The organism is Gimesia aquarii, from assembly GCF_007748195.1.
Taxonomy (GTDB): domain Bacteria; phylum Planctomycetota; class Planctomycetia; order Planctomycetales; family Planctomycetaceae; genus Gimesia; species Gimesia aquarii.
Genome location: NZ_CP037920.1, coordinates 1,222,169 through 1,242,380, shown reverse-complemented (window position 1 = coordinate 1,242,380; position 20,212 = coordinate 1,222,169). Strand labels below are relative to the sequence as shown.

General features: G+C 43.3%; 18 protein-coding genes and 1 pseudogene. 16 read left to right on the top strand and 3 right to left on the bottom strand.

Going from position 1 to position 20,212, the window contains the following annotated elements; all coding sequences use genetic code 11:
* Nucleotides 1–136: 136 nt before the first annotated feature.
* From aroB to V144x_RS05115, 7 genes and pseudogenes are all read left to right on the top strand, one after another.
* Entirely contained in the window at nt 137–1,315 is a 1,179-nt protein-coding gene (gene aroB, locus V144x_RS05145) for a 3-dehydroquinate synthase (protein ID WP_144982372.1), read from the top strand.
* A 336-nt stretch (nt 1,316–1,651) separates the two neighbouring features.
* Nucleotides 1,652–2,065 carry an Hpt domain-containing protein gene (locus V144x_RS05140; RefSeq protein ID WP_144982369.1) on the top strand — a complete coding sequence of 138 codons (414 nt, stop codon included), beginning with the start codon at nt 1,652–1,654 and terminating at the stop codon, nt 2,063–2,065.
* A 17-nt stretch (nt 2,066–2,082) separates the two neighbouring features.
* Nucleotides 2,083–2,664, top strand: a complete 582-nt coding sequence (locus tag V144x_RS05135; protein WP_144982366.1) for a response regulator — start codon at nt 2,083–2,085, stop codon at nt 2,662–2,664.
* Between the two features lie 193 nt (nt 2,665–2,857).
* Nucleotides 2,858–3,313, top strand: a complete 456-nt coding sequence (locus V144x_RS05130; RefSeq protein ID WP_144982363.1) for a hypothetical protein — start codon at nt 2,858–2,860, stop codon at nt 3,311–3,313.
* 130 nt (nt 3,314–3,443) lie between these two features.
* The gene (locus V144x_RS05125) at nt 3,444–4,145 is read left to right on the top strand and encodes a YggS family pyridoxal phosphate-dependent enzyme (protein WP_144982360.1); all 702 of its coding nucleotides are present in this window, start codon (nt 3,444–3,446) and stop codon (nt 4,143–4,145) included.
* A gap of 13 nt (nt 4,146–4,158) precedes the next feature.
* A pseudogene (locus V144x_RS28975) lies at nt 4,159–4,326 on the top strand (hypothetical protein); the annotation flags it as partial.
* Between the two features lie 288 nt (nt 4,327–4,614).
* Entirely contained in the window at nt 4,615–5,919 is a 1,305-nt protein-coding gene (locus V144x_RS05115) for a PQQ-binding-like beta-propeller repeat protein (RefSeq protein WP_232102716.1), read from the top strand.
* Nucleotides 5,920–5,996: 77 nt separating this feature from the next.
* Here the strand turns inward: V144x_RS05115 and V144x_RS05110 are convergent, their stop codons facing one another.
* Both V144x_RS05110 and V144x_RS05105 read right to left on the bottom strand, forming a co-directional pair.
* The gene (locus tag V144x_RS05110; protein WP_144982354.1) at nt 5,997–6,791 is read right to left on the bottom strand and encodes a hypothetical protein; all 795 of its coding nucleotides are present in this window, start codon (nt 6,789–6,791) and stop codon (nt 5,997–5,999) included.
* 1 nt (nt 6,792) lies between these two features.
* On the bottom strand, nt 6,793–8,292 hold the full coding sequence (locus tag V144x_RS05105; protein ID WP_197998764.1) for a MotA/TolQ/ExbB proton channel family protein: 1,500 nt from the start codon (nt 8,290–8,292) through the stop codon (nt 6,793–6,795).
* A gap of 394 nt (nt 8,293–8,686) precedes the next feature.
* Between V144x_RS05105 and V144x_RS05100 the strand changes: the two genes are divergently transcribed.
* The 3 genes from V144x_RS05100 to ppk1 all read left to right on the top strand — a co-directional run bounded on the left by V144x_RS05100 (nt 8,687) and on the right by ppk1 (nt 13,513).
* The gene (locus V144x_RS05100; RefSeq protein WP_144982348.1) at nt 8,687–9,709 is read left to right on the top strand and encodes an ROK family protein; all 1,023 of its coding nucleotides are present in this window, start codon (nt 8,687–8,689) and stop codon (nt 9,707–9,709) included.
* Complete coding sequence (locus V144x_RS05095) at nt 9,706–11,325, top strand: Ppx/GppA phosphatase family protein (RefSeq protein WP_144982345.1); 1,620 nt, start codon at nt 9,706–9,708, stop codon at nt 11,323–11,325. The genes V144x_RS05100 and V144x_RS05095 overlap by 4 nt, the downstream gene beginning before the upstream one ends.
* Nucleotides 11,326–11,395: 70 nt before the next feature.
* Complete coding sequence (gene ppk1, locus V144x_RS05090; protein ID WP_144982342.1) at nt 11,396–13,513, top strand: polyphosphate kinase 1; 2,118 nt, start codon at nt 11,396–11,398, stop codon at nt 13,511–13,513.
* Nucleotides 13,514–14,095: 582 nt separating this feature from the next.
* Here ppk1 and V144x_RS05085 read toward each other — a convergent pair.
* Nucleotides 14,096–15,394: a Gfo/Idh/MocA family protein gene (locus tag V144x_RS05085; RefSeq protein ID WP_144982339.1), complete on the bottom strand. Its 1,299-nt coding sequence runs from the start codon at nt 15,392–15,394 to the stop codon at nt 14,096–14,098.
* A gap of 625 nt (nt 15,395–16,019) precedes the next feature.
* Between V144x_RS05085 and V144x_RS05080 the strand changes: the two genes are divergently transcribed.
* The 6 genes from V144x_RS05080 to V144x_RS05055 all read left to right on the top strand — a co-directional run bounded on the left by V144x_RS05080 (nt 16,020) and on the right by V144x_RS05055 (nt 20,098).
* The gene (locus V144x_RS05080; RefSeq protein WP_144982336.1) at nt 16,020–16,619 is read left to right on the top strand and encodes a response regulator; all 600 of its coding nucleotides are present in this window, start codon (nt 16,020–16,022) and stop codon (nt 16,617–16,619) included.
* A gap of 242 nt (nt 16,620–16,861) precedes the next feature.
* Nucleotides 16,862–17,560, top strand: a complete 699-nt coding sequence (locus tag V144x_RS05075) for a PIG-L deacetylase family protein (protein WP_144982333.1) — start codon at nt 16,862–16,864, stop codon at nt 17,558–17,560.
* Between the two features lie 79 nt (nt 17,561–17,639).
* Entirely contained in the window at nt 17,640–18,131 is a 492-nt protein-coding gene (locus tag V144x_RS05070; protein ID WP_197998763.1) for a DinB family protein, read from the top strand.
* Nucleotides 18,132–18,217: 86 nt separating this feature from the next.
* Nucleotides 18,218–18,604: a globin domain-containing protein gene (locus V144x_RS05065; RefSeq protein WP_144982328.1), complete on the top strand. Its 387-nt coding sequence runs from the start codon at nt 18,218–18,220 to the stop codon at nt 18,602–18,604.
* A gap of 37 nt (nt 18,605–18,641) precedes the next feature.
* The gene (locus V144x_RS05060; RefSeq protein ID WP_144982326.1) at nt 18,642–19,055 is read left to right on the top strand and encodes an HIT domain-containing protein; all 414 of its coding nucleotides are present in this window, start codon (nt 18,642–18,644) and stop codon (nt 19,053–19,055) included.
* Between the two features lie 35 nt (nt 19,056–19,090).
* Nucleotides 19,091–20,098, top strand: a complete 1,008-nt coding sequence (locus tag V144x_RS05055; protein WP_144982323.1) for a Gfo/Idh/MocA family protein — start codon at nt 19,091–19,093, stop codon at nt 20,096–20,098.
* Nucleotides 20,099–20,212 lie beyond the last annotated feature (114 nt).

Genomic DNA, 20,212 nt, shown 5'->3' with positions numbered 1-20,212 from the left:
TTTCAGGATCTTCCGACGTGACTTCAGAGCATTGCAAAGATACGATAGAGAATTGACGATTCACTGGAATGAAAAAACAGTGATTGCGTCTTTATCCTACTGACTTCCCCGATTTTGTAACGCTGAAGGATACATAGTGCCTGATAATTCTGATTGTTTTGATGTTAATGTTGCTTTGGGACCACGGAGTTACCATATTTCGGTAGTCAGTGACAGGTTTGATCAGTTCGCTGAAACCCTGGAAAGTTGGTTGAATCATAATCCTGCTTTTCGAAATACAGTTGCAGAAGGAAACAAGTCGGCACTGATCATAACAGACGAAAATCTTGCAACATTGCATGCTTCTAAAGTTGAAAAGAGTCTGGAAACGCGTGGCTGGAAATGGGAAACTGCGGTTATTGAACCAGGAGAGAAATCCAAATCACTGGCTGTCATATCTGACCTGTATGATCGACTGGTAGCCATAAAGGCTGATCGGCAAACAATCGTGATTGCCGTTGGTGGTGGAGTGATAGGTGATGCAGCCGGATTTGTAGCAGCAACCTATGTCCGTGGGCTACCTTTTGTCCAAGTCCCAACTTCACTGTTAGCGCATGTCGATAGTTCTGTAGGTGGGAAAGTGGGGGTCAATCATCCTCAGGCAAAAAACCTGATCGGCGCCTTCTACCAGCCGTTGGGAGTCTTCATCGATACCTCAACACTCGAAACACTTCCAGATCGTGATTATCGTAGCGGTTTGGCAGAAGTTGTAAAATATGGTGTGATTCTTGATTCACGGTTTTTTCAGTATCTTGAACAGAATATCGATGGACTGAATCAACGCTCTGCGGAGGTGCTTCGTAAGGTAATTGCCCGTAGTTGTGAACTCAAAGCAGAAGTTGTAGAGCAGGATGAGCATGAGCGAACAGGACTACGGGCCATACTTAATTATGGTCATACTTTTGCACACGCTTTTGAAGCCCTCTGTGGTTATGGAGAACTAATGCATGGCGAAGCGGTCTCCATTGGCATGATCTATGCCAGCTGTCTGGCAGAAAAACTGAACTTGATTTCCCATCAGGAAACAGAACGTCAAGTTCATCTTTTGCAGGCATTGGGTTTGCCAACGCTATTGCCCGAAGGAACTCAGCTCAATAATGACGATATTATCGATCGTATGAAGTTGGATAAGAAAACAGTAGGGGGGCAACTAAGATTTGTACTTCCAACTTGTCTGGGTCGCGTCGAAGTGTTCAAAGAGATCCCGGAAGCACAAGTTCGAGAAGTCCTTGATGAACTGAAACGCTCGGTTTCCTCCGATGATTTTCAGATTTAAGTCACGGCGTTGTCACTGTATATTCATGTATGATCTAATCGGATATTCAACTCTAATTGTGTGCTATCATAGCTGTATTAATTCTAGTTACCATACAAGATTTCTTCGCTTCAGACCTCCTCATATTTGCATCAATCTGTAATGTCCACACAATCGATACCAGTACATCCCTCCTTCTGGATTAGTTATCGATGATCTTAATCCTTCATCAAAATTAGAAACTAATCTTAATAACAGGCCTGCATTCTATTTCTCTGCTCACTAGGAGCGCTGTCCGTTCGACGGCTTTGGGCCTTGGTTTAGTGATACGCTTATTTACAAAAGGACTTTTAAAACATGTCAAGTTTAACTCCATCACTCACAGGAGCGCGCTGGCGATTGATTAATCGGGAGCAAGTACTCGATATGGCAATGGGGGATACTGAATTTCTCTCGGAATTGATCGAACTTTTTTTGGGCTGTGTCTCTAAGCAAATGCAGGAAATTAAGCAGGCCATTGAAGAAAATGATGCTGAAGCTATAGCTGAGGCAGCTCACGCGTGTAAAGGAACGGTGGGGAATTATACAAAACTGGAGCCCTATTTACTTTTACAATCACTGGAAAATGATGGGAAATCCAATCACATTGAAGAATCCCAAGGCAAATATTGTTTACTGGAAAAAGAAATCACTCAATTGATTTTAGAAATAAAAGCATTGATGGCTCAAGAGTGTTACAACGTTCCAGCTTCTCATCAGCATGTAGAATAAACCCAAAGGCAACTCTTATGAAAATTTTAGTAGTTGATGATGTTGGATATACTTGTCATTTCCATACACGACTTATAGAAAAATTTGGTTATTCCGCTTGTTCGGCGACTTCCGGATATGAAGCATTGAATTACCTGAAAACAGATAATGATATCAGCATTGTCGTGACTGATTTGATGATGCGTGGTATGGATGGCGTGGACTTGTTTCAAGAAGCACAGAATCTGGAACGATTTACCGATGAAGGAGAACTAGATCCTCCCCAGTTTGTTCTGATGACTGCTTTGAGAATGCAAAAAAATTCTCAAGATAAAGATGTTCAACGACTTAAGCTGGCGAAAGAACTAGGTGTCGGCAAGATTATGTTCAAGCCATTAGACCAGGATGAACTCGAACAAACATTAAAAGATATGGCAATGGGAGCCCCCACTGCTGCTGGAAAATCATTAGATTTATATACTCCCACACAAAGTTTGAAAGACGCTGTAAAAGAGATTATTGATTCTGGAAATGCGGGGGCTGCTGAACAATTTGTTGAATGTTTAACTGAAGAAGTCGACAGCCTGAAAAAGTTTTTGAGTACGCTGGAAACTGTTTAAAATTCAGCATTTAAAATAAATTACTTAATGCAATAAATGATGATTGTTTAATAATTCGTATAAGGAGGGATTTGACTGTACTCTGATACGAACTATATTTTTTGTATGCAGAGATATACAAATCATACCTTCGTTTAAATCAACTCAAATTTAATCGTTTTCAATTTCTCATTTTTTAGGTGGATGCTGGCCAATGTGCCCTTTAAACACGCGGCTAATGTGCCTTCTCAATCTGGATCAGTATTCTGAAAAACAGAATCGTGCATTATCGCGCGTTCTGGACTCACTGGACCATTTGGAAAAGCGAATGAGCGTCCACTATTCAGAAAAACGGGTCCATGAACGCAAGGACTTTCGTGGGATTGTGATGATTTCAATTCCAAACGACGACCCTATTTTAAGTTCCAACAATGCCCCTTTTGATGAGTGTAGTGTCAATACCGTCAATGTCTGGTCTCGGTCAATTTCTCAATCCGGTCTTTCATTCGTCTATCCCTTTCCAATACATCAGACCGAAATTCTTGTGGGAGTTCCTGTAACCGATGATCAAGTGACCTGGTTTCGTTCAGAAATTGTGAGACGGAAGGAAATTGAAGAAGAAAAGTTCTGGGAGTATGGAGTCAAGTTTCTTGGAAAAGTGGTTATTTAATCCGCTTCATTGCTCGTGTTCTTAGTTGAAATCGACCAGAATTGTCTTACCTGGTTGTCAGTTTTTTAAGTAATACTTCTACCTCTTCATGAGACGTTACGTCTTAACCTAAGTAGTGGAAAGCCCGGGAATGGAAGGCCTGAACGGCATCATTCAAAATAACTACTCAAAAATCCAAAGTCGAATCAAAGCGGCCTGCTTACGCTGCCAGCGCAATTCAGAATCGGTAACATTAGTGGCCGTTACAAAATATGCCCAAATGGAATGGGTGAAAATATTGCTTGAATTGGGATGCATCCATTTAGGTGAAAGCCGAACTCAGCAACTTAATGAGCGTGCCGCCATGCTGCCAGATGATCTGCATTGGCATTTTATTGGCCCCCTGCAACGCAATAAGGTCAGACGCACAATTCTGAAGAGTAGCCTTATTCACTCTGTTGATTCTTTGAAGTTGCTGTCAACCATCGATCGCATTGCCGCCGAATGTGGATTACAGCCACATGTTCTAATCGAAGTGAATCTTGCCGGTGAAGAGAATAAAAAAGGCTTTAGCAAAGCAGATCTCCTTGCTAATTGGGCATCGATTTATACCGCATCACATGTCTGTATAGACGGCCTGATGACAATGGCGCCTCATCATCAAGATCCAGAATTAGCACGACCTGTTTTCCATGAACTATCAGAATTGCGAAGTCAACTTCAGGCAATCTCACCTGCAGAGATACAATTGAAGGAGCTCTCGATGGGAATGAGTGGAGATTTTGAAGTCGCGATAGAAGAGGGCGCGACTCTCGTACGCATAGGTAGTGCACTCTATGAGGGCTTGAACTAATAAGAAGGGCAAAGCAAAAAAAGCCTTGCTTAAAGTCATTCAAGAAGGACTCAATCTGAAACGATCGCAAATCGAGCTATATAAAGGGAAAACGACTTCTCTTAAAGTCTTTCGTATCATGGAAATTTCACAGGAGGAATTACAGAGCAAGATAGCAGAGACTCTGAATCATTCGGAATAGCTAATAGCTTTGCTGGTTCACAAAAGACCCCAAAAACTGATTTTACGCACTGCTTCGCTCTATTTGAGTTTCCCAGACTGATCTTCGATCATTGGCTTCTTGTACAGGAATTTTAAGTCATTGATTGCAGCCACTTGTGTGGACGCATATAATTATCGACAATGAATTGAAACTGTGTCATTCCTCAAGAGACCATAGCTCAGCTTCCACATGCTGAAACGAGCAGCATTGGTTTCAGATTTTACAACCCACCCGATCTTCAAGATTTCACAAAAGGATTAATTCGCCATGACTGACTCGATGCCCGTTCGCCTGCTTTTGGCAGCCTTGCTGGTTAGTGGACTCACACTGTCATCCCAATCTGCTGAGCGTACTCAACTCTCAAAGTCCTGGAAACAATGGAGAGGACCAGACCGTCAGAATCATTCCACTGATACAGGACTCATTCAGGATTGGAATGAAAATCCCCCCAAGCTAGTCTGGACAGCCACTGGTTTGGGTAAAGGTTATGCCAGCGTTTCGATTAAGGATAACCGTTTATTTACAACCGGGAATCTTCCAGAAGGTCAGGCCGTGATCGCAGTCAACACGGATGATGGCAAAATTTTATGGAAAACAAATCTGATTGATTCAAATCCCAAACACGGCTATCCCGGTGCGCGTTGCACTCCTTCTATTGATGGAGATCGGTTGTATGCGATTTCCACTAATGGTGCGATCTCCTGCCTCAGTGTTGCCGATGGAGAAATCATCTGGACGAAAACCTTTGAAGAAGAGTGGGATGGAAAAATGATGTCTGGCTGGGGGTTTTCAGAATCTCCCCTGGTAGACGGCGATCTGGTTTTGTGTACTCCCGGCGGGGAAGATGCCATGATTGTTGCCCTGGATAAAACAACAGGAAAAGAAGTTTGGAAAACTTCAGTATCAGACCTGGGAGAAAAAGGGAAAGATGGAGCCGGCTATTCCTCAATCGTGATTTCCAATGCTGGCGGAGTAAAACAATATGTCCAACTCACCGGTAGAGGTTTGATTGGCGTGCGTGCCAGTGATGGTAAACTGCTTTGGAATTATAATCCTGTTGCAAATAAAGTTGCCAATATTCCAACTCCGATCGTCTCTGGAGATTATGTTTTTTGTTCAACTGGATATGGAACCGGCAGTGCTCTGGTAAAACTGTCCAAAGACGGAGACGGCATCAAGGCAGAAGAAGTTTATTTTCTGAACGCCAAAACGTTGCAAAACCATCATGGAGGCATGATTCTGCACGATGGTCATATTTATTGCGGACATGGACACGGAAAAGGGTTTCCGATCTGCATCAATTTAAAATCGGGCAAAGTGGTCTGGGGCGGAAGGATACGTGGTGAAGGTTCAGGTTCCGCTGCAATTTCTTTTGCAGACGGAAATTTGATCTTCCGCTATGAAAGTGGAGACTTAGCATTAATTGAAGCGACTCCGAAAGAATATATCTTGAAGGGCAGCTTCAAGGCAGACCAAGTCCTGGGCAAAGCCTGGGCACAACCTGTCATTTGTGGTGGGAAACTTTATCTGCGAGAGCAGGGTGTGTTAATGTGCTATGATCTGAAAAAATAGACACAAATTTGAAGTCGAGTGAAATAGAAAATCCCTGTCGAACTTGATCGACAGGGATTTTTTGTTGAACTGATACTTTAACCAGCCGTATTTTTAAACCTGCTCAAATCAATTTTTCCATTCCCTTCTACTGGCAATTTACCATTAGGGCAATAACGGGAACGGGCTACACTTGAAGCAATATTATAAGTGTAAACTGCATCCTGGCGAACCAGAAAAATCACAGTTCCTTTCTTTTGCGCACCGATTTTATCGAGCAGCTCAACAAACGGCAGACTTTTCCGAAGGTCATCTCTGCGGACTCGTAAGGTCTTTGCCGGACCGTCCAGGACAACGATTCCATTTTTTGTACATTCAATAAACGTTGGCTTCAGGTCCACTCCTGTACCACCTGGTTGAATTCTCACCTCAGCTGCCACAGGATTTTCCCGTTTGTTTAATTCTTTTTTAAGTTTATCGATCTCCTGTTGCAGCTCCATAGGATCGTCTTTGATCTCTTCAATGCGTTTTTGAAGACGATTGGCCTCTGCCAGTAGTCTAATTTTTTCCTCCGGGCTAATGTCATTCGGAATTTTGTTTTTTTCCTGTTTGAGTTTCTTTAACTCTTCCAAGGCTAAAATCAAATCACGATTCAACTTTGAAAGGTCTTCGATCTGGTCTTTAACCTGATCGATTTCTTCTTGTTTCGCTTCAATTTTTTTCTGTTGTTGTTCAAATTCTTCGGCACGTTTCCAGGTATCGTCCTGATTATCCATCTGACTTAAGGCGAGCGCTGTGATCATGAGTGTCAATACACCGATCACGCATGCCAGAATACTCAGAAACGGAAACAATGAAACCGCGTCTTCATTGTTTTTCTTCTTCTTAGCCACGTTATCGTACTTTCCTTGAACTGCCGAAGAGTCCCCATTTTTTGCGAGGTGCTTCTACTTGCTGAATGAGCACCTGCTTTTCTCCCAGGTCAGATAAAACCGTGTTGAGCCCGTTTAATCCCTGTTGCACACCATTGAAGGACTGAGAAAGAACTTCTGCAGCTTCCACCACCTCACTTGTCTCGCCATTCATTTTTTCCATTTGCGTGACTTGTTCGGACTGAAGTTCTGTCATTTTTAATTGCACTGCCTCCATTTGTTCCATAACAGAATTGTGCTCTGCAGTTAACTTATCAATGACCTGTTGGGTTTTATTGAGTTGTTCTTCCTGCTGGGTACGAATTTTATCATCTATTTTGCCCCAGGACTTCATAACTTGCTGAGACAGGGTACTGCCAATACCCTCAAGTTTCTGTGTCCACGTTTGCAGTTCTGCATGATGGTCGGCCATTGCTTTATCTATCGTCCGCTGAATCAAGCGTCGATGATCTTTCTCAGAGCCACTTGTGGCTTGATCACTTTCTTTAAGCCGCTTTAACAAATTTTCGTTGCAGTACTCATCAACCCAATTTAATAAATCTTCTTCCGACTTTTGCATCGAACTACTGGGAAACATGACGAGCATACTCATCACCAGCGCAACCAACGTGGTATCGAAGGCAGTTGATAAACCACCGGTCACGCCGTTCAGAGAATCCTTTAAGACAGAAATATCTTGAGCCGCATCCATAGATCCGGAGAAGCTTCCCACAGACTCACTGATCCCCATCACAGTACCAATGAATCCCAGGATAGGAATGGCCCAAATAAAGACTTTGAGCATGGTATAACTGGAATCAATGGCTGTTGCATCAATTTCTGATTGTGACTGTAATCGGCTGGAGACTTCGGAGCTACTCCCCAATACACTAAAATGCTCTAAACCTCTCAAGACCCGATTGATCAAAAAGCTTTCACGAGGATCGACGGGAAGAGCATTCACATGTTCAATAAATTTCGAGACCGTCTTTTCAGAAATCTCTTCTGAAATATCAGTCGGCAGTGTATCAAAGAGCATTGAGTCCTTTTGCTTGGCTAACTTGCGAGACTTTAGAAACAAAATCGCACCGGACCAGCTCATCAGAAAAACAAGTACAAACGGAACCCATCCGCGGTCTAGAAAGAGTTCACCCAGATAATAACCCCGAATCGGAAAAACTAATACGTAAAAAAGGATTGAAGTCACAAGCGCAATTGTGGCACTCTTCGAAAGGCTGACCTCAGTTCCGTCAGCCCAACCGCTGGACGCGGCTTTCTTAGTTCCTCGACTGCTTGAAGTCCTTGAAGAAGAGGAGGGAGAACTTGAAGTGGAGATATCAACGGAAGTGTCGATTATCGGAGTTTCCGGTCGTTTCACTAACATTGCGTGATGGCAGTACGGACATCGGACCTTTTTGCCTATATTTTCGTCACGAACTTTGAGTTTTTTGGAACATTTTTCACAGGGAAACTGGAAATACATGGAAGGAATCCCGGGGTGTAGTAAGTTGATGTATAGTATGGGATGTTTTTTAATTCTCGATTGCGAAAGCTCGCAAAAAGACAGTTTATCCAAGCGGCGGCTGTCTAAAAAGTCAACAGCGTGCTGCATTCGCTTAAACTACCGAAAGAGCTGAATTATTAGAGAATACGATTTTCTACATGACAATTTCCAATACAAATCTTCATTATTGGGACTAATATAAAAAACTGTAGTCCGGATTTGTTTATTAAGTTCTAAATTCATCAGAATACACGACATATGAGCTTTACTGTATACTAGAGGTAGCTCGAAGACACATCATACACACGAACAAAGCCATGTCGTTAATTTGATTCGAGTGAAGACAAAATCCTTAACATAGAAAAAGTAATACATGTCTACTGATTCAATTGACACCGTAAAACAACATTGGGCTGGTTTTGATTTGGGCGGGACCAAAATGCTCGCAAAAATCTTCGATTCTGAATACCAAACTTTGGGCAGAAAACGGAGAAAGACCAAAGGTCATTCAGGCGTGGAATCTGGCTTGGAGCGTATAGCGCAAACAATCCATCAGGCTCTGGAAGAAGCCAATCTAACGCCTGACATGTTGGCGGGTATTGGCGTGGGCTGCCCGGGTCCACTGGATTTAAAAAAAGGGGTTATCTTCGAAGCCCCTAATTTGGGTTGGTATGATGCTCCCGTCAAAGAAGTACTGGAAAAAGAGTTTGGTTGTCCCGTTGTCATTTGCAACGATGTCGATGCTGGTGTTTTCGGTGAATACCGTTTTGGAGCGGCCAAAGATTCTACTTCTTCAATGGGTATCTTCCCCGGAACGGGGATCGGAGGAGGGGCCGTTTATCGTGGTCAACTGGTCCAGGGGAGTAAAAGCTCCTGCATGGAAATTGGCCATACTAAAGTTTTACCCAGTGGCCCCGAATGTGGCTGCGGTCAGCATGGATGTCTGGAAGTGTTTGCCAGTCGTCTGGCAATATCAGCAGGTGCGGCACAGGCTGCTTATCGCGGTGATGCACCTAAGTTACGTGAGCTGGCAGGAACCGATCTCTCTGATATCAGGAGTGGAATCCTGGCTGCTGCAGTTCAGGGAGGAGATGAAAGCGTTAAAAAAATTATTTTACGTGCAGCAAAATATATCGGAATCGCTGCCGGGAATATGGTGCATACATTCTCGCCTGAAGTAATTGTTCTGGGAGGGGGATTGATCGAAGCCATGCCGGATCTGATAGTACCAGCAGTCGCTGAAGCCACTCGTGAGAACGTGATGCCAACATTTAAAGATTCGTTTAAAGTCGTAGCCGCCCAATTAGGGGATGACTCCACTGTCTTGGGAGCCGCGGCCTGGGCACAAAAAGTGATTCAAGAATCTCCATCGTTGAGAATTGAAACGAAAGTATGAACACAAAAGATTCACCACTCGCCGAAACGACTGCCGGTTCTAATCGTCCAGATTCGGCTCCCAATCGATTGATTGCTGTGATCGATATCGGTACGGGTGCCATTCGCATGGCAATCGCAGAAATTAAAGAAGACGGCAACGTCAACACACTGGAGAGGCTTTCTCAAGCAGTAACACTGGGTGAAGACACCTTTCAGACTCGTAATATTCAAAAATCGACAATGGAAGAGTGTGTACGAATTCTCAAGAGCTATCGACGCAGATTGGACGAATATCAGATTACTCGCGATGATCAAATTCGTGTTGTCGCTACGAGTGCCGTTCGGGAAGCCGACAATCGACTTGCATTTACCGACCGAATTTTTATCGCGACCGGTTTTGAAGTCGCACCTCTGGATGAAGCTGAAGTGAACCGGATTACCTACCAGGGAATTCGACCTTACCTGACCGCAAAACCTAATTTGGACGAAGCGCGAACCATCGTTACCGAAATCGGGGGAGGAACAACCGAACTTTTACTGGTCCAACATGGAGACGTACTGTTCTCCAAAAATTATCGACTCGGAGCACTACGACTGCGCGAGATGTTGAAAGGGTATCGAGTACCCTTGTCCAAAGAACGTACGATTATGGAGAATCAGATTGAGCGTGTGATCGAACAAATTGTTCATGAAGTCCCTGGTGATAAATCGATCAAACTCGTGGTGCTTGGCGGTGATGTTCGATTTGCACTATCGCAATTACGGCCGGAAGACGAAATTCCTGACCCCAATGATTCAGCCGATGAACTAGATCGGCTCAAAGTTTCTGAACTAAGTAAGTTCACAAACAAAATTTTACAAAAAGATGAAGACCAGTTGGTTCAAAATTACCATCTTTCATTTACAGATGCAGAAACACTGGGACCTGCGTTATTAGCATATACAAAACTGGCAGAAGCTTATCAACTGAAACATATTTATGTAACAAAAGCCAATTTTCGTGATGGCCTTTTGAAAGAAATGGCAGATCAAAATAACTGGTCGGACGAATTTAACAGACAAGTGATTCGTTCGACGGTAGACTTTGGCAAACGCTTTGACTTTGATGAAACACATGCCCGACACGTTGCTTTTTTGGCTGATACTCTTTTCCAATCACTACAGAATGAGCATAAGCTTGATTTGAGAAATCGGCTTTTACTTTATACAGCCGCTCTACTGCATGAGATTGGAATGTATGTAGACCAACGTGGCTACCATAAACACTCGATGTATTTAATCAGTAACGGTAATTTGTTTGGTTTGGGAAAGTCAGATTTGTTACTCGTCTCATTAATCGCCCGCTATCATCGGCGTGCTTCCCCTAAAGCGACTCATCCAGGATATTCGACCTTAGATCGAGTCAGCCGGATAGCGATCGCAAAAATGGCTGCAATCTTGCGGGTAGCCGACGCACTGGATTACTCTTATAGTCAACGCGTCCAGGAAATTGAATGTGAAATCGTAGAAGGACAGTTGATTATTTCTATACCGCACGTTGAAGATGTTTCTCTGGAACAAATTGCATTAGTGGAAAAAGGCCCATTATTTGAAGAAGTTTTTGGACTCAAAGTCCACTTGAGGAAGAAGAAATAGACGAAATGTTTCTCGCGGCTGCTTAGTCGTAAAATGCAAATCTACAACTCGATTTTTCAACAGGTTGCACATGGCTTCTAAAGCATCAAAATATCTTAACCGGGAATTAAGCTGGCTTGAATTTAATCAACGAGTGCTGGATGAAGCCCATGATCCCTCAATCCCTTTACTGGAACGGTTAAAATTTCTGGCGATTACCAGTTCGAACCTCGACGAATTTTTTATGGTCCGCGTGGGTGGTCTCCATTTATTGCAGGCAAGTGGTAACACAACTCCTGATCCATCAGGAATGACTCCCAGTGAAACTCTGAAAGCGATCAGTTTACGCGCTCATCACATGATGGTTGAGCAGTATCAATGTTTATTGAATGAAATTGAGCCACCTCTCTCGGAAGCCGGATTTCAAAGAGCTAATCCTCTGGAATTAACTGACTCACAACGGCGAATTGTCGAACATGTCTTTCGAGATGAAATTTATCCCGTGCTCACCCCTATGGCAGTGACGCCAGAAATGGAGTTTCCTTATCTGGTAAATCATACGCTGAATATTATTGTTCGCCTGGCACCGGCTGAAAATAGTGAGAACAAGCAAAATCGATTTGCCATCATTCCTTTTGGTAGAACAGAGTTTCGATTTATTACGCTCCCTTCCGAGGGTGGATATCAATATTTACCTATGGAAGACGCAGTCAGTCTATTTATTGAACAGTATTTTCAGGGTGAGCACGTTCTGGAGAGTATTCCCTTTCGTGTCACAAAAAACGCAGATGTCAGCCTGCAAGATGAATTTGCCTCTGATCTGTTACACCAGATGGAAGATATGCTGGATCAGCGAAAGCAGGGAGATTGTATCCGTCTGGAAGTCGCTGAAAACGTTTCTGTAGAGACTCTGGAATTTTTGGAACGGGGTTTGAATGTACTTGATGAGAATGTCTACCGCATCCCCGGGCCCCTGGATCTGACCGCTTTTATGAGACTGACGGACATCTCCGGATTTGAGGCACAGAAAGATCAAGCCTGGCCACCTCAACCTTCTCCAGATGTGAACCCTCGTCTCAGCATGTTCAAGAATATTTCACGGCAGGATATCTTGCTATGCCATCCTTACGAAAGCTTTGAGCCAATCGTCAGACTGATTGAAGAAGCTGCCGTTGATCCAGATGTGTTGGCCATCAAACAGATTCTCTATCGAACCAGTAAACACAGCCCGATCGTAGCGGCATTGATACGTGCGGCTGAGCAAGGCAAACATGTGACCGCTATTGTTGAACTAAAAGCCCGTTTTGATGAAGCACGAAATATTGAATGGGCCAAGAATCTGGAGCATGCCGGAGTACAAGTCATTTATGGTGTAAAAGGACTTAAAACACATGCGAAGATCTGCTGCATTATCCGCCGTGAACCGCAAGGAATTCAGCGTTATATCCATTTTGGCACAGGCAACTATAACGATGCGACTGCGAAAATTTATAGCGATATCAGTTACTTCACCTGTGACGAAGTTTTAGCATCTGATGCAATTAACTTCTTTAATTCGATCACAGGATATTCTCTGCCACAGAAATATCAAAAACTGGAAGCAGCCCCCATCGGTTTGAGAGACAAAATTCTTGACCTGATCCACCATGAAACAGAACGCAAGAAACAAGGGCAGAAGGCAAGAATTATAGCAAAAGTCAATTCACTAGTGGATCCAGAAATTATTGATGCATTGTATCAAGCTTCAGAAGCCGGAGTTAAAATCAAACTAAATATTCGTGGGATCTGCTGTCTGCGCCCTGGTGTCTCCAAGTTAAGCAAAAATATTGAAGTCGTCAGTATTATCGATCGGTTCCTGGAGCATGCCCGGATTCTGTATTTTTATCATGGTGGTGATGAACGAGTTTTGATCTCCAGTGCCGATTGGATGCCCCGGAATTTAGATCGGCGGGTCGAATTGCTGGTGCCGATTGAGGAAGAAAAAAGTCAGCGAAAGTTGGTGAAAATTTTGAACAGCTATTTTGCCGACAATGCCAAAGGTCGGGTATTAAATGGGGATGGAGTTTACGAGCGCATCAGTCCAGGCAAAGATAAAAAACGTGTTCGCTGTCAGCAGGCTTTATACGAAGAAGCGGTTTCAGCCGTGAAGCAGGCAGAAAAAGCCGGGCGTACCATTTTCGAACCGCATATGGCTCCCGAGGATCAGTAGTCACTGAATACACGATGTTTTATTTATGACAATTTCAGTACACAAGAAATCAGGTCAAATCTGAAACCTGATAGAAAACACTACGATTGCCTATAAAAATTGAGGGACTCACTAAAGTCTTATCCTACATCTCTATAATAAGTTACGATTTTTGATTATTGCTGGCCCTCTGGATTTCAGCTGATTCGAACTAAAAAGGTATTGCCTCAAATTTGGGATTTGCAAAAATAGGGATAGATCATGTATCGCACCCACGCAGTGCGATAGGACTAGAGCCTGTATTCAAGATTGGAGCTACAAACCGATGATGAAACAGGGAGTTTATCTAAGAAAAGGAGGTGATTGAGTGGACAGTTATTGTTGTAGCCAGAAAGGTGGTTGTACTTAGCGACTTCTGGCGGGTTGTCATAGACAACCACCACTCGTGAGGATCACCTCGATCCTAACGAAATTTGAACGGGGCTGACCTGCATCACTGTGGGTCAGCCTTTTTTTGAAGTATCAAGAAAAAGAGCACCGGAAATTCATTCCGATGCTCTTTTTGTCTTTTTGATCTCATTCGATAGATCGTACCACAATCGCTTAGACTTCGTTGGGAACCACGAATGGCTTACGATACTGGCGAGTTAAATATTTGTCTGCTTCTGGATCGTCTACAAACTGTTCTGTTTTGGGATCGAAGTTCAGTTGGCGTCCCAGACGAAAGGCAATGTTACCCAAATGAGCAAGGCCGGAACTGGTATGAGCTGTTTCGACAGGGCCATTCAAAGTCTCAGCCTTCCGTGATCGGACAGCATCCAGGAAATTGGTGAAGTGTGCTTCGACGGGATCAGCTCCGCTCTTCTTCGGCCCGGGTTCCCGTTTTCGTCCCAGATAGGTCTCATAAGATTTATATCCCTTAACAACCATATAACCCTCCGATCCGTAGAATATGTTACCCACAGTCGCTCCGTCTTCGGTATTCGTATTCCAGGGACGTACTTCAAACTGAATCATTCTGTTTTCTTCAGGATAAAAATAGTTCGTTGTAAGAAGTTCCGGTGTCTCTTTATCGTCATCCCACAGGAACTTACCTCCCATGGCGTTAATTTGCGAAGGTAGTTTGACATCCAAGCCCCAGAGGCACATATCAGTCTCGTGAACCCCCTGGTTGCCTACGTCACCATTGCCGTAATCCCAGGTCCAGTGCCAATTATAGTGCACCAGACGCCGTGAAAAGTCAGTTTCCTGAGCAGGTCCCTGCCAAAGGTTCCAATCGAGATAGGAGGGTACTTTTTCAACAGGCTTTTTTCCGATTGAAGGACGCCAGCGGAAGACGAGACCACGAGCCATATAAACTTTACCAATGGTCCCTTTGCGAAGATGCTCGACTGCTTCCTGAATTGCAGGTTGGCTGCGAAGTTGTACGCCGTGTTGCACAATGCGTTTATACTTATCAGCCGCTTCCATCATTTTGCGACCTTCGAATAAATTGTGTGAACCTGGTTTTTCAACATAAACATCTTTTCCAGCCTGGCATGCCCAAATCGTCGCCAATGAATGCCAGTGATTTGGAGTAGCTACTGTAACAACATCAATGTCATCCCGGTCAAATACTTTACGCATATCGGTCTCAGTTTCGACCTTGCGACCATACTTCTTCTCAAATTCGGCAGCACGTTTTTCGAGAACTTGTTTATCCGGATCACAGAGCAACACAACGTCAGCACCTTCAATATTGCCGACAGCCTTGATATGCGTTCTACCGCGGCCGTTCACTCCTAATACAGCTACACGAATTTTCCCATTGATGTCAGCCCGGGCTGTATTATTCAGTAATGAAGTGGCCGCAACAGCACCAGCACTGGTTTGAAGAAAACTACGTCTCGTGACCTCACTCATAACTCATCCTTTACTGATACTTACTTAATTGATTTTACTTACAAAAAAGCTTTTGATTTGAGACAAACGGAACCCCGATACAATCGTAATCAGCATTACATGCAAAGTCCAGACAATGTAACATCTTCCGCCTGAATAACTTCAACGGAAATTTCTTTTACGAAATCATACTCGAAAAATACAGAGTCGTTTCTTTTTTGCATCATTTTGTACAAGGGCGTTAAGTTGTTGATTAGAAGCAAATTTTTCACATTTACCTACTATTTCATCTCAAGTTGTTGCTTTAGATCTACAAACATTTTGGGAAATAGCACATATCTCATGTTGATACGTGACAACAAATAAATCTGCTTTGTTGAAATATTTCAAACTCTGAATAAAAGTGTGTTATACTTTTTTCAGAGACACATCATGAATAAAAATTCACACACATTAGGAATCATTTTTCGAACTGCTGAAATTTTCACTGTAGCAGAATCTACATTCGATAATTTAACGCTCGCTTCTCATTTTGAGGAACGGGCTTTTTTTATATTTGTAACAGTTTGTCAGTGACCATTAGAAACCATTCCGTTCTAAAGTGAATGATAATTATTGAAGTTACCTACTTTCGAAAAGGAGGCATATGAGAGTCCTTGTTGTTGATGAAGTTGGATACACATGCTATGTACATACCCGGCTCCTAGAAGAGCTTGGTTATGAAGTTGTGTGTGCCTCATCTGGGTTTGAAGCATTGACCATTTTGGAACAAGACAGCGAAATCAGAATTGTTTTCTCTGAGTTAGTGATGAGAGAACTTGATGGACTCGACTTATTCCTTAAGGTTCAAAAACAAGAACACTACACAGATGATGGTCAATTGGAAGCACCTATGTTTTTTGTCATGACCACTCTACAACCTGCCGATAAATCACAAACTCGACTCGTCGAAAGGCTGGAACTTGCCAAAAAGCTGGGAATTACGGGCGTAATTTATAAATCTCGCGATCGAGAAGAACTCAAAACAGTATTCTCGGAAACTTTACGAACAACGTTAGGAGAACTTTCAGAGGCCGCTCCGATCGATATTTGTACGCCAGCCGAAACACTATGTGAAGTCGTCAAAGACATCATTGAAGCAAAGAACCTCGAAGCTGCAGAAGAATTTTATAATCTTATCATCGCTCAATCTGAATACCTGGAATTTTTCATTACCAGTTCACAGAAGAGAGCCGAGTTGGCATAATTCTCAATAATACTGCTCAGACCATATAACGCCAACCAAACCAATACGTACAGGTTTGGTTGGTTTTTTATTTACCTTCCCCACCTCCTTACCTTCTTTTTTGAGCCTCTCTTTATTGCAAATCATGCATTATTGATAGCAGTCTGCATATAAGCTGATTATCATCAGTAAAGGGAGAATCTAAATATTTTTCCTGTAAAAAATTTGTGATATCGTTCCTACTTCTTAAGAGAAATTCTACTATGGCTGATCAAAAGACATTACTGGCAATTGGTGCTCATTTTGATGATTGCGTGTATGGTGTGCCTGGGGTCATGTTAAAAGCAGTTGCGAAAAACTATCGAGTGGTCCAACTCATTCTGATTGGCAACTACAGCAACTGGCCTCCCACTAAAGGGCGCGAAGAGGCATTTAGAAAATCTGTGATCAGTATTGCTCATAATTTTGGTGTTGAAACCCGATTTCTTGATTTCGCATCCCATCAATATGATACAAACGAAAAAACCAAGCAAAAAGTGGCTGCCGCTGTTCACGAGATCAAACCGGACATTGCCCTGCAAATGTGGGAATACGATCACCATCACGATCATACTGTAGCATCTCAGCTTAGTAAAATTGCTCTCAATCATGGAGGGCGAGTGCTCAATCAAGATCGGTTCAAAAACCCACGCACGATTTATCATTATGATAATGGCCCGGGGCATACGGTTGGTTTTGAACCAGACACGTTTGTCGATGTGACAGATTACTGGAATAAATCAATGGAATGGCTCGGCCGTTATATGGCTTTGCAGAGGAACGTTGACTATGATCCCACACAGGCCCATGGAGCCTTACAGGGCAAAGAAACATTAGCCCGATATCGTGGTCAAACATGCCGTGTCAAATATGCAGAGGCACTCTGGGCTCCCCGTAAGCAACCCGTGGAAATTTTTAATTGAGCATTGCGGTATAGGCAACGAAAGTAACCTGTCCCGTAAAAAATGTTATCCCGAAAATTTAATTCCTGAAGGGATTCTGATGAGTCTGGCGTTGCATATCAAAGCATCTTTGGAGCTTCCCACATTTATCGTTAATGGTTATCTCGAAGATCTAACGAATGACGATCTCTTTGTCCGCCCTGCTGAGAAGATGAATCATCTCGCCTGGCAACTGGGACACTTGATTCATAGCGAGCATTTTCATGTAACCGCGGTTTATCCAGGTACTATGCCGGAACTCCCTTCTGGATTTAAAGAACGGTACACCACAGAAACGGCAGCCAGTGACAATCCCGCTGATTTTCATTCAAAAGCAGAATACATTCAACTGATACAGGAGCAACGTCAGGGAACGTTGAATGTCCTTTCTGGCCTCAGTGATGAAGAATTGCAAAATCCATCACCTGAAACAGTTCGCTATCTGGGACCAACCATTGGTTGCGTCTTTGCTGGAGAGGCCACTCATTGGATGATGCATGCCGGACAATGGGCAGTCATTCGGCGTAATTTAGGAAAACCTCCATTATACTGATACGAATGACTGTTTATTAGAATTCAAATACCATGTCACATTCGTCTGCGAATACAATGAGCTAGCCTGAGTAAAGTACAATAAAAATGAGTCAAATGAGTGTAGAAGAACTTTATGAGCACTTAGGTGAAGATCAACTGCAACGACTGATCGCTGCGTTTTATTCCAGAGTAAAATCGGATGACATCCTGAGACCCATGTATCCTGCCGATGACTTCTCAGGAGCAGAATATCGATTGAAGGAATTTCTGGTTTATCGATTGGGAGGTCCACAACGCTATCTCGAAGAGCGCGGGCACCCTGCATTGCGAATGCGACACGCTCCCTTTGCCATAGACCAAAGTGCCCGGGATCGGTGGATCGAATTAATGAATCAAGCTATGCTTGAAGTCGACTTACCAACAGAGGCAGCTGAAATACTGAAATCGTTCTTCGATCAGATGGCAACTTTTTTGATCAATCGAGCGGGATGAGAACTCATTTTCTTTTATTCGTTAATCGGACTCAAACATGAAACTCGATGATCGCTTACAGGCAGACTGTCACCTTCTATATGAGATTGAAGAATCAACGCTTCTGTTGATGAATAATTCGCTGGTAAGCTGGTTTATCTTAGTACCTCATTGTGATGAAATTGAGCTAACGAATTTACCCTTTGATCAGCAAACCGCAATTCTGAAAGAAATCAATCTGGTATCTCGATTTATTCAACAGTCATTTCTCCCTGACAAAATGAATATTGCAGCTCTGGGCAATGTCGTCAGTCAATTACATGTGCATATCATCGGCAGGAAACACAATGATCCCTATTGGCCCGCTCCTGTATGGGGACATTCCCAAACTCAAACTTATTCGGATGAAGAAGTAAACACTATCAAAAAAAACTTTAAATCATTTTATGCGGCTGAACGTAGCGAGACATAAATCAATGAGGCTTCTCTAATCGATAGAGCAAAACCATGAAAAATCAACCATTACGTATCGGTATCCTGGGTCTGATTCACGATCATGCCTGGGACCATTTGCCGCAATTACAACATTCCGAAAATGCCACACTGATTGCTGCTTTTGACAGGAATCAAGAACTACGTGATCGGATCCATGCCGAATATGACTGCCCGACTTATGCTTCCCCTGAGGAGCTATTTGCAAACCACGAATTGGATGGCGTTTATATTTTCAGCAGTAATCATGAAGGAGCACAGCTTGCACTTTTGGCCATCGAGCATGGACTGGCTGTGATGATTGAAAAGCCCATGGCGGCGAATCTCTCACAGGCAGAAGCCTTGTTGACAGCTGCCAACGAAGAGAATGTCTGCCTGATGGTGAATTGGCCCTTTGCCTGGTGGCCACAAATGCAACACGCGATCACAATGGCTAAGGCAGGAGACATTGGAGACATCTGGCAGGTCAAGTATCGTGCTGCGCATGCCGGCCCTAAAGAGCTGGGCTGTAGCGATTACTTCTGTGACTGGCTGTTTAATCCGGAATTAAATGGAGCGGGCGCCATGATGGATTACTGTTGCTATGGCTGTGTTCTCGCTAGTGTTTTACTAGGCGTGCCGGAATCGATCACTGGTATTGCCGGGCAATATCGACCAGAACCTCTAGGTGTCGAAGATAATGCCATGATCGTCATGCAATATCCAAAAGCTATCGCGACGGCAGAAGGCTCATGGTCACAAATAGGAACACTGACTGCTTACACAACAGCCATTTATGGCACTAAAGGAACGTTGATGGTTGAGCCGCAAAAAAAAGGGCCTTTAATGTTAGCAACCGATGAACAACCAGCGGGAGAAGAAATCAAAGTCCAATGTCCATTGCTTTATCTGCAAACGGCCACCGAACATTTCGCAAATTGCATCCGAACAGGCGAAGAACCCTGGTTACTCTGTAACCCCAGATTTGGGCTCGAAGCGCAACGCATTTTAGAAACTGGAATACAGCAAATAAAAGAAAGTTAAGAATGAATTACTGGTTATAATATGAAAGTCAGCATTCGCCTATGACTGTCAGATGTGTAATAAGTACGTCATTCAAATAAAACAAGACTCAACCAAGCCTTTCATGTCTTACTG

Bases quoted from the DNA above. Each gene is read 5' to 3' on its own strand.
- V144x_RS05140 (WP_144982369.1), top strand. From the start codon at position 1,652: ATGTCAAGTTTAACTCCATCACTCACAGGAGCGCGCTGGCGATTGATT.
- V144x_RS05135 (WP_144982366.1), top strand. From the start codon at position 2,083: ATGAAAATTTTAGTAGTTGATGATGTTGGATATACTTGTCATTTCCAT.
- V144x_RS05130 (WP_144982363.1), top strand. From the start codon at position 2,858: ATGTGCCCTTTAAACACGCGGCTAATGTGCCTTCTCAATCTGGATCAG.
- V144x_RS05125 (WP_144982360.1), top strand. From the start codon at position 3,444: ATGGAAGGCCTGAACGGCATCATTCAAAATAACTACTCAAAAATCCAA.
- V144x_RS05115 (WP_232102716.1), top strand. From the start codon at position 4,615: ATGACTGACTCGATGCCCGTTCGCCTGCTTTTGGCAGCCTTGCTGGTT.
- V144x_RS05105 (WP_197998764.1), bottom strand. From the start codon at position 8,292: ATGTATTTCCAGTTTCCCTGTGAAAAATGTTCCAAAAAACTCAAAGTT.
- V144x_RS05100 (WP_144982348.1), top strand. From the start codon at position 8,687: ATGTCTACTGATTCAATTGACACCGTAAAACAACATTGGGCTGGTTTT.
- V144x_RS05095 (WP_144982345.1), top strand. From the start codon at position 9,706: ATGAACACAAAAGATTCACCACTCGCCGAAACGACTGCCGGTTCTAAT.
- ppk1 (WP_144982342.1), top strand. From the start codon at position 11,396: ATGGCTTCTAAAGCATCAAAATATCTTAACCGGGAATTAAGCTGGCTT.
- V144x_RS05085 (WP_144982339.1), bottom strand. From the start codon at position 15,394: ATGAGTGAGGTCACGAGACGTAGTTTTCTTCAAACCAGTGCTGGTGCT.
- V144x_RS05080 (WP_144982336.1), top strand. From the start codon at position 16,020: ATGAGAGTCCTTGTTGTTGATGAAGTTGGATACACATGCTATGTACAT.
- V144x_RS05075 (WP_144982333.1), top strand. From the start codon at position 16,862: ATGGCTGATCAAAAGACATTACTGGCAATTGGTGCTCATTTTGATGAT.
- V144x_RS05070 (WP_197998763.1), top strand. From the start codon at position 17,640: ATGAGTCTGGCGTTGCATATCAAAGCATCTTTGGAGCTTCCCACATTT.
- V144x_RS05065 (WP_144982328.1), top strand. From the start codon at position 18,218: ATGAGTCAAATGAGTGTAGAAGAACTTTATGAGCACTTAGGTGAAGAT.
- V144x_RS05060 (WP_144982326.1), top strand. From the start codon at position 18,642: ATGAAACTCGATGATCGCTTACAGGCAGACTGTCACCTTCTATATGAG.
- V144x_RS05055 (WP_144982323.1), top strand. From the start codon at position 19,091: ATGAAAAATCAACCATTACGTATCGGTATCCTGGGTCTGATTCACGAT.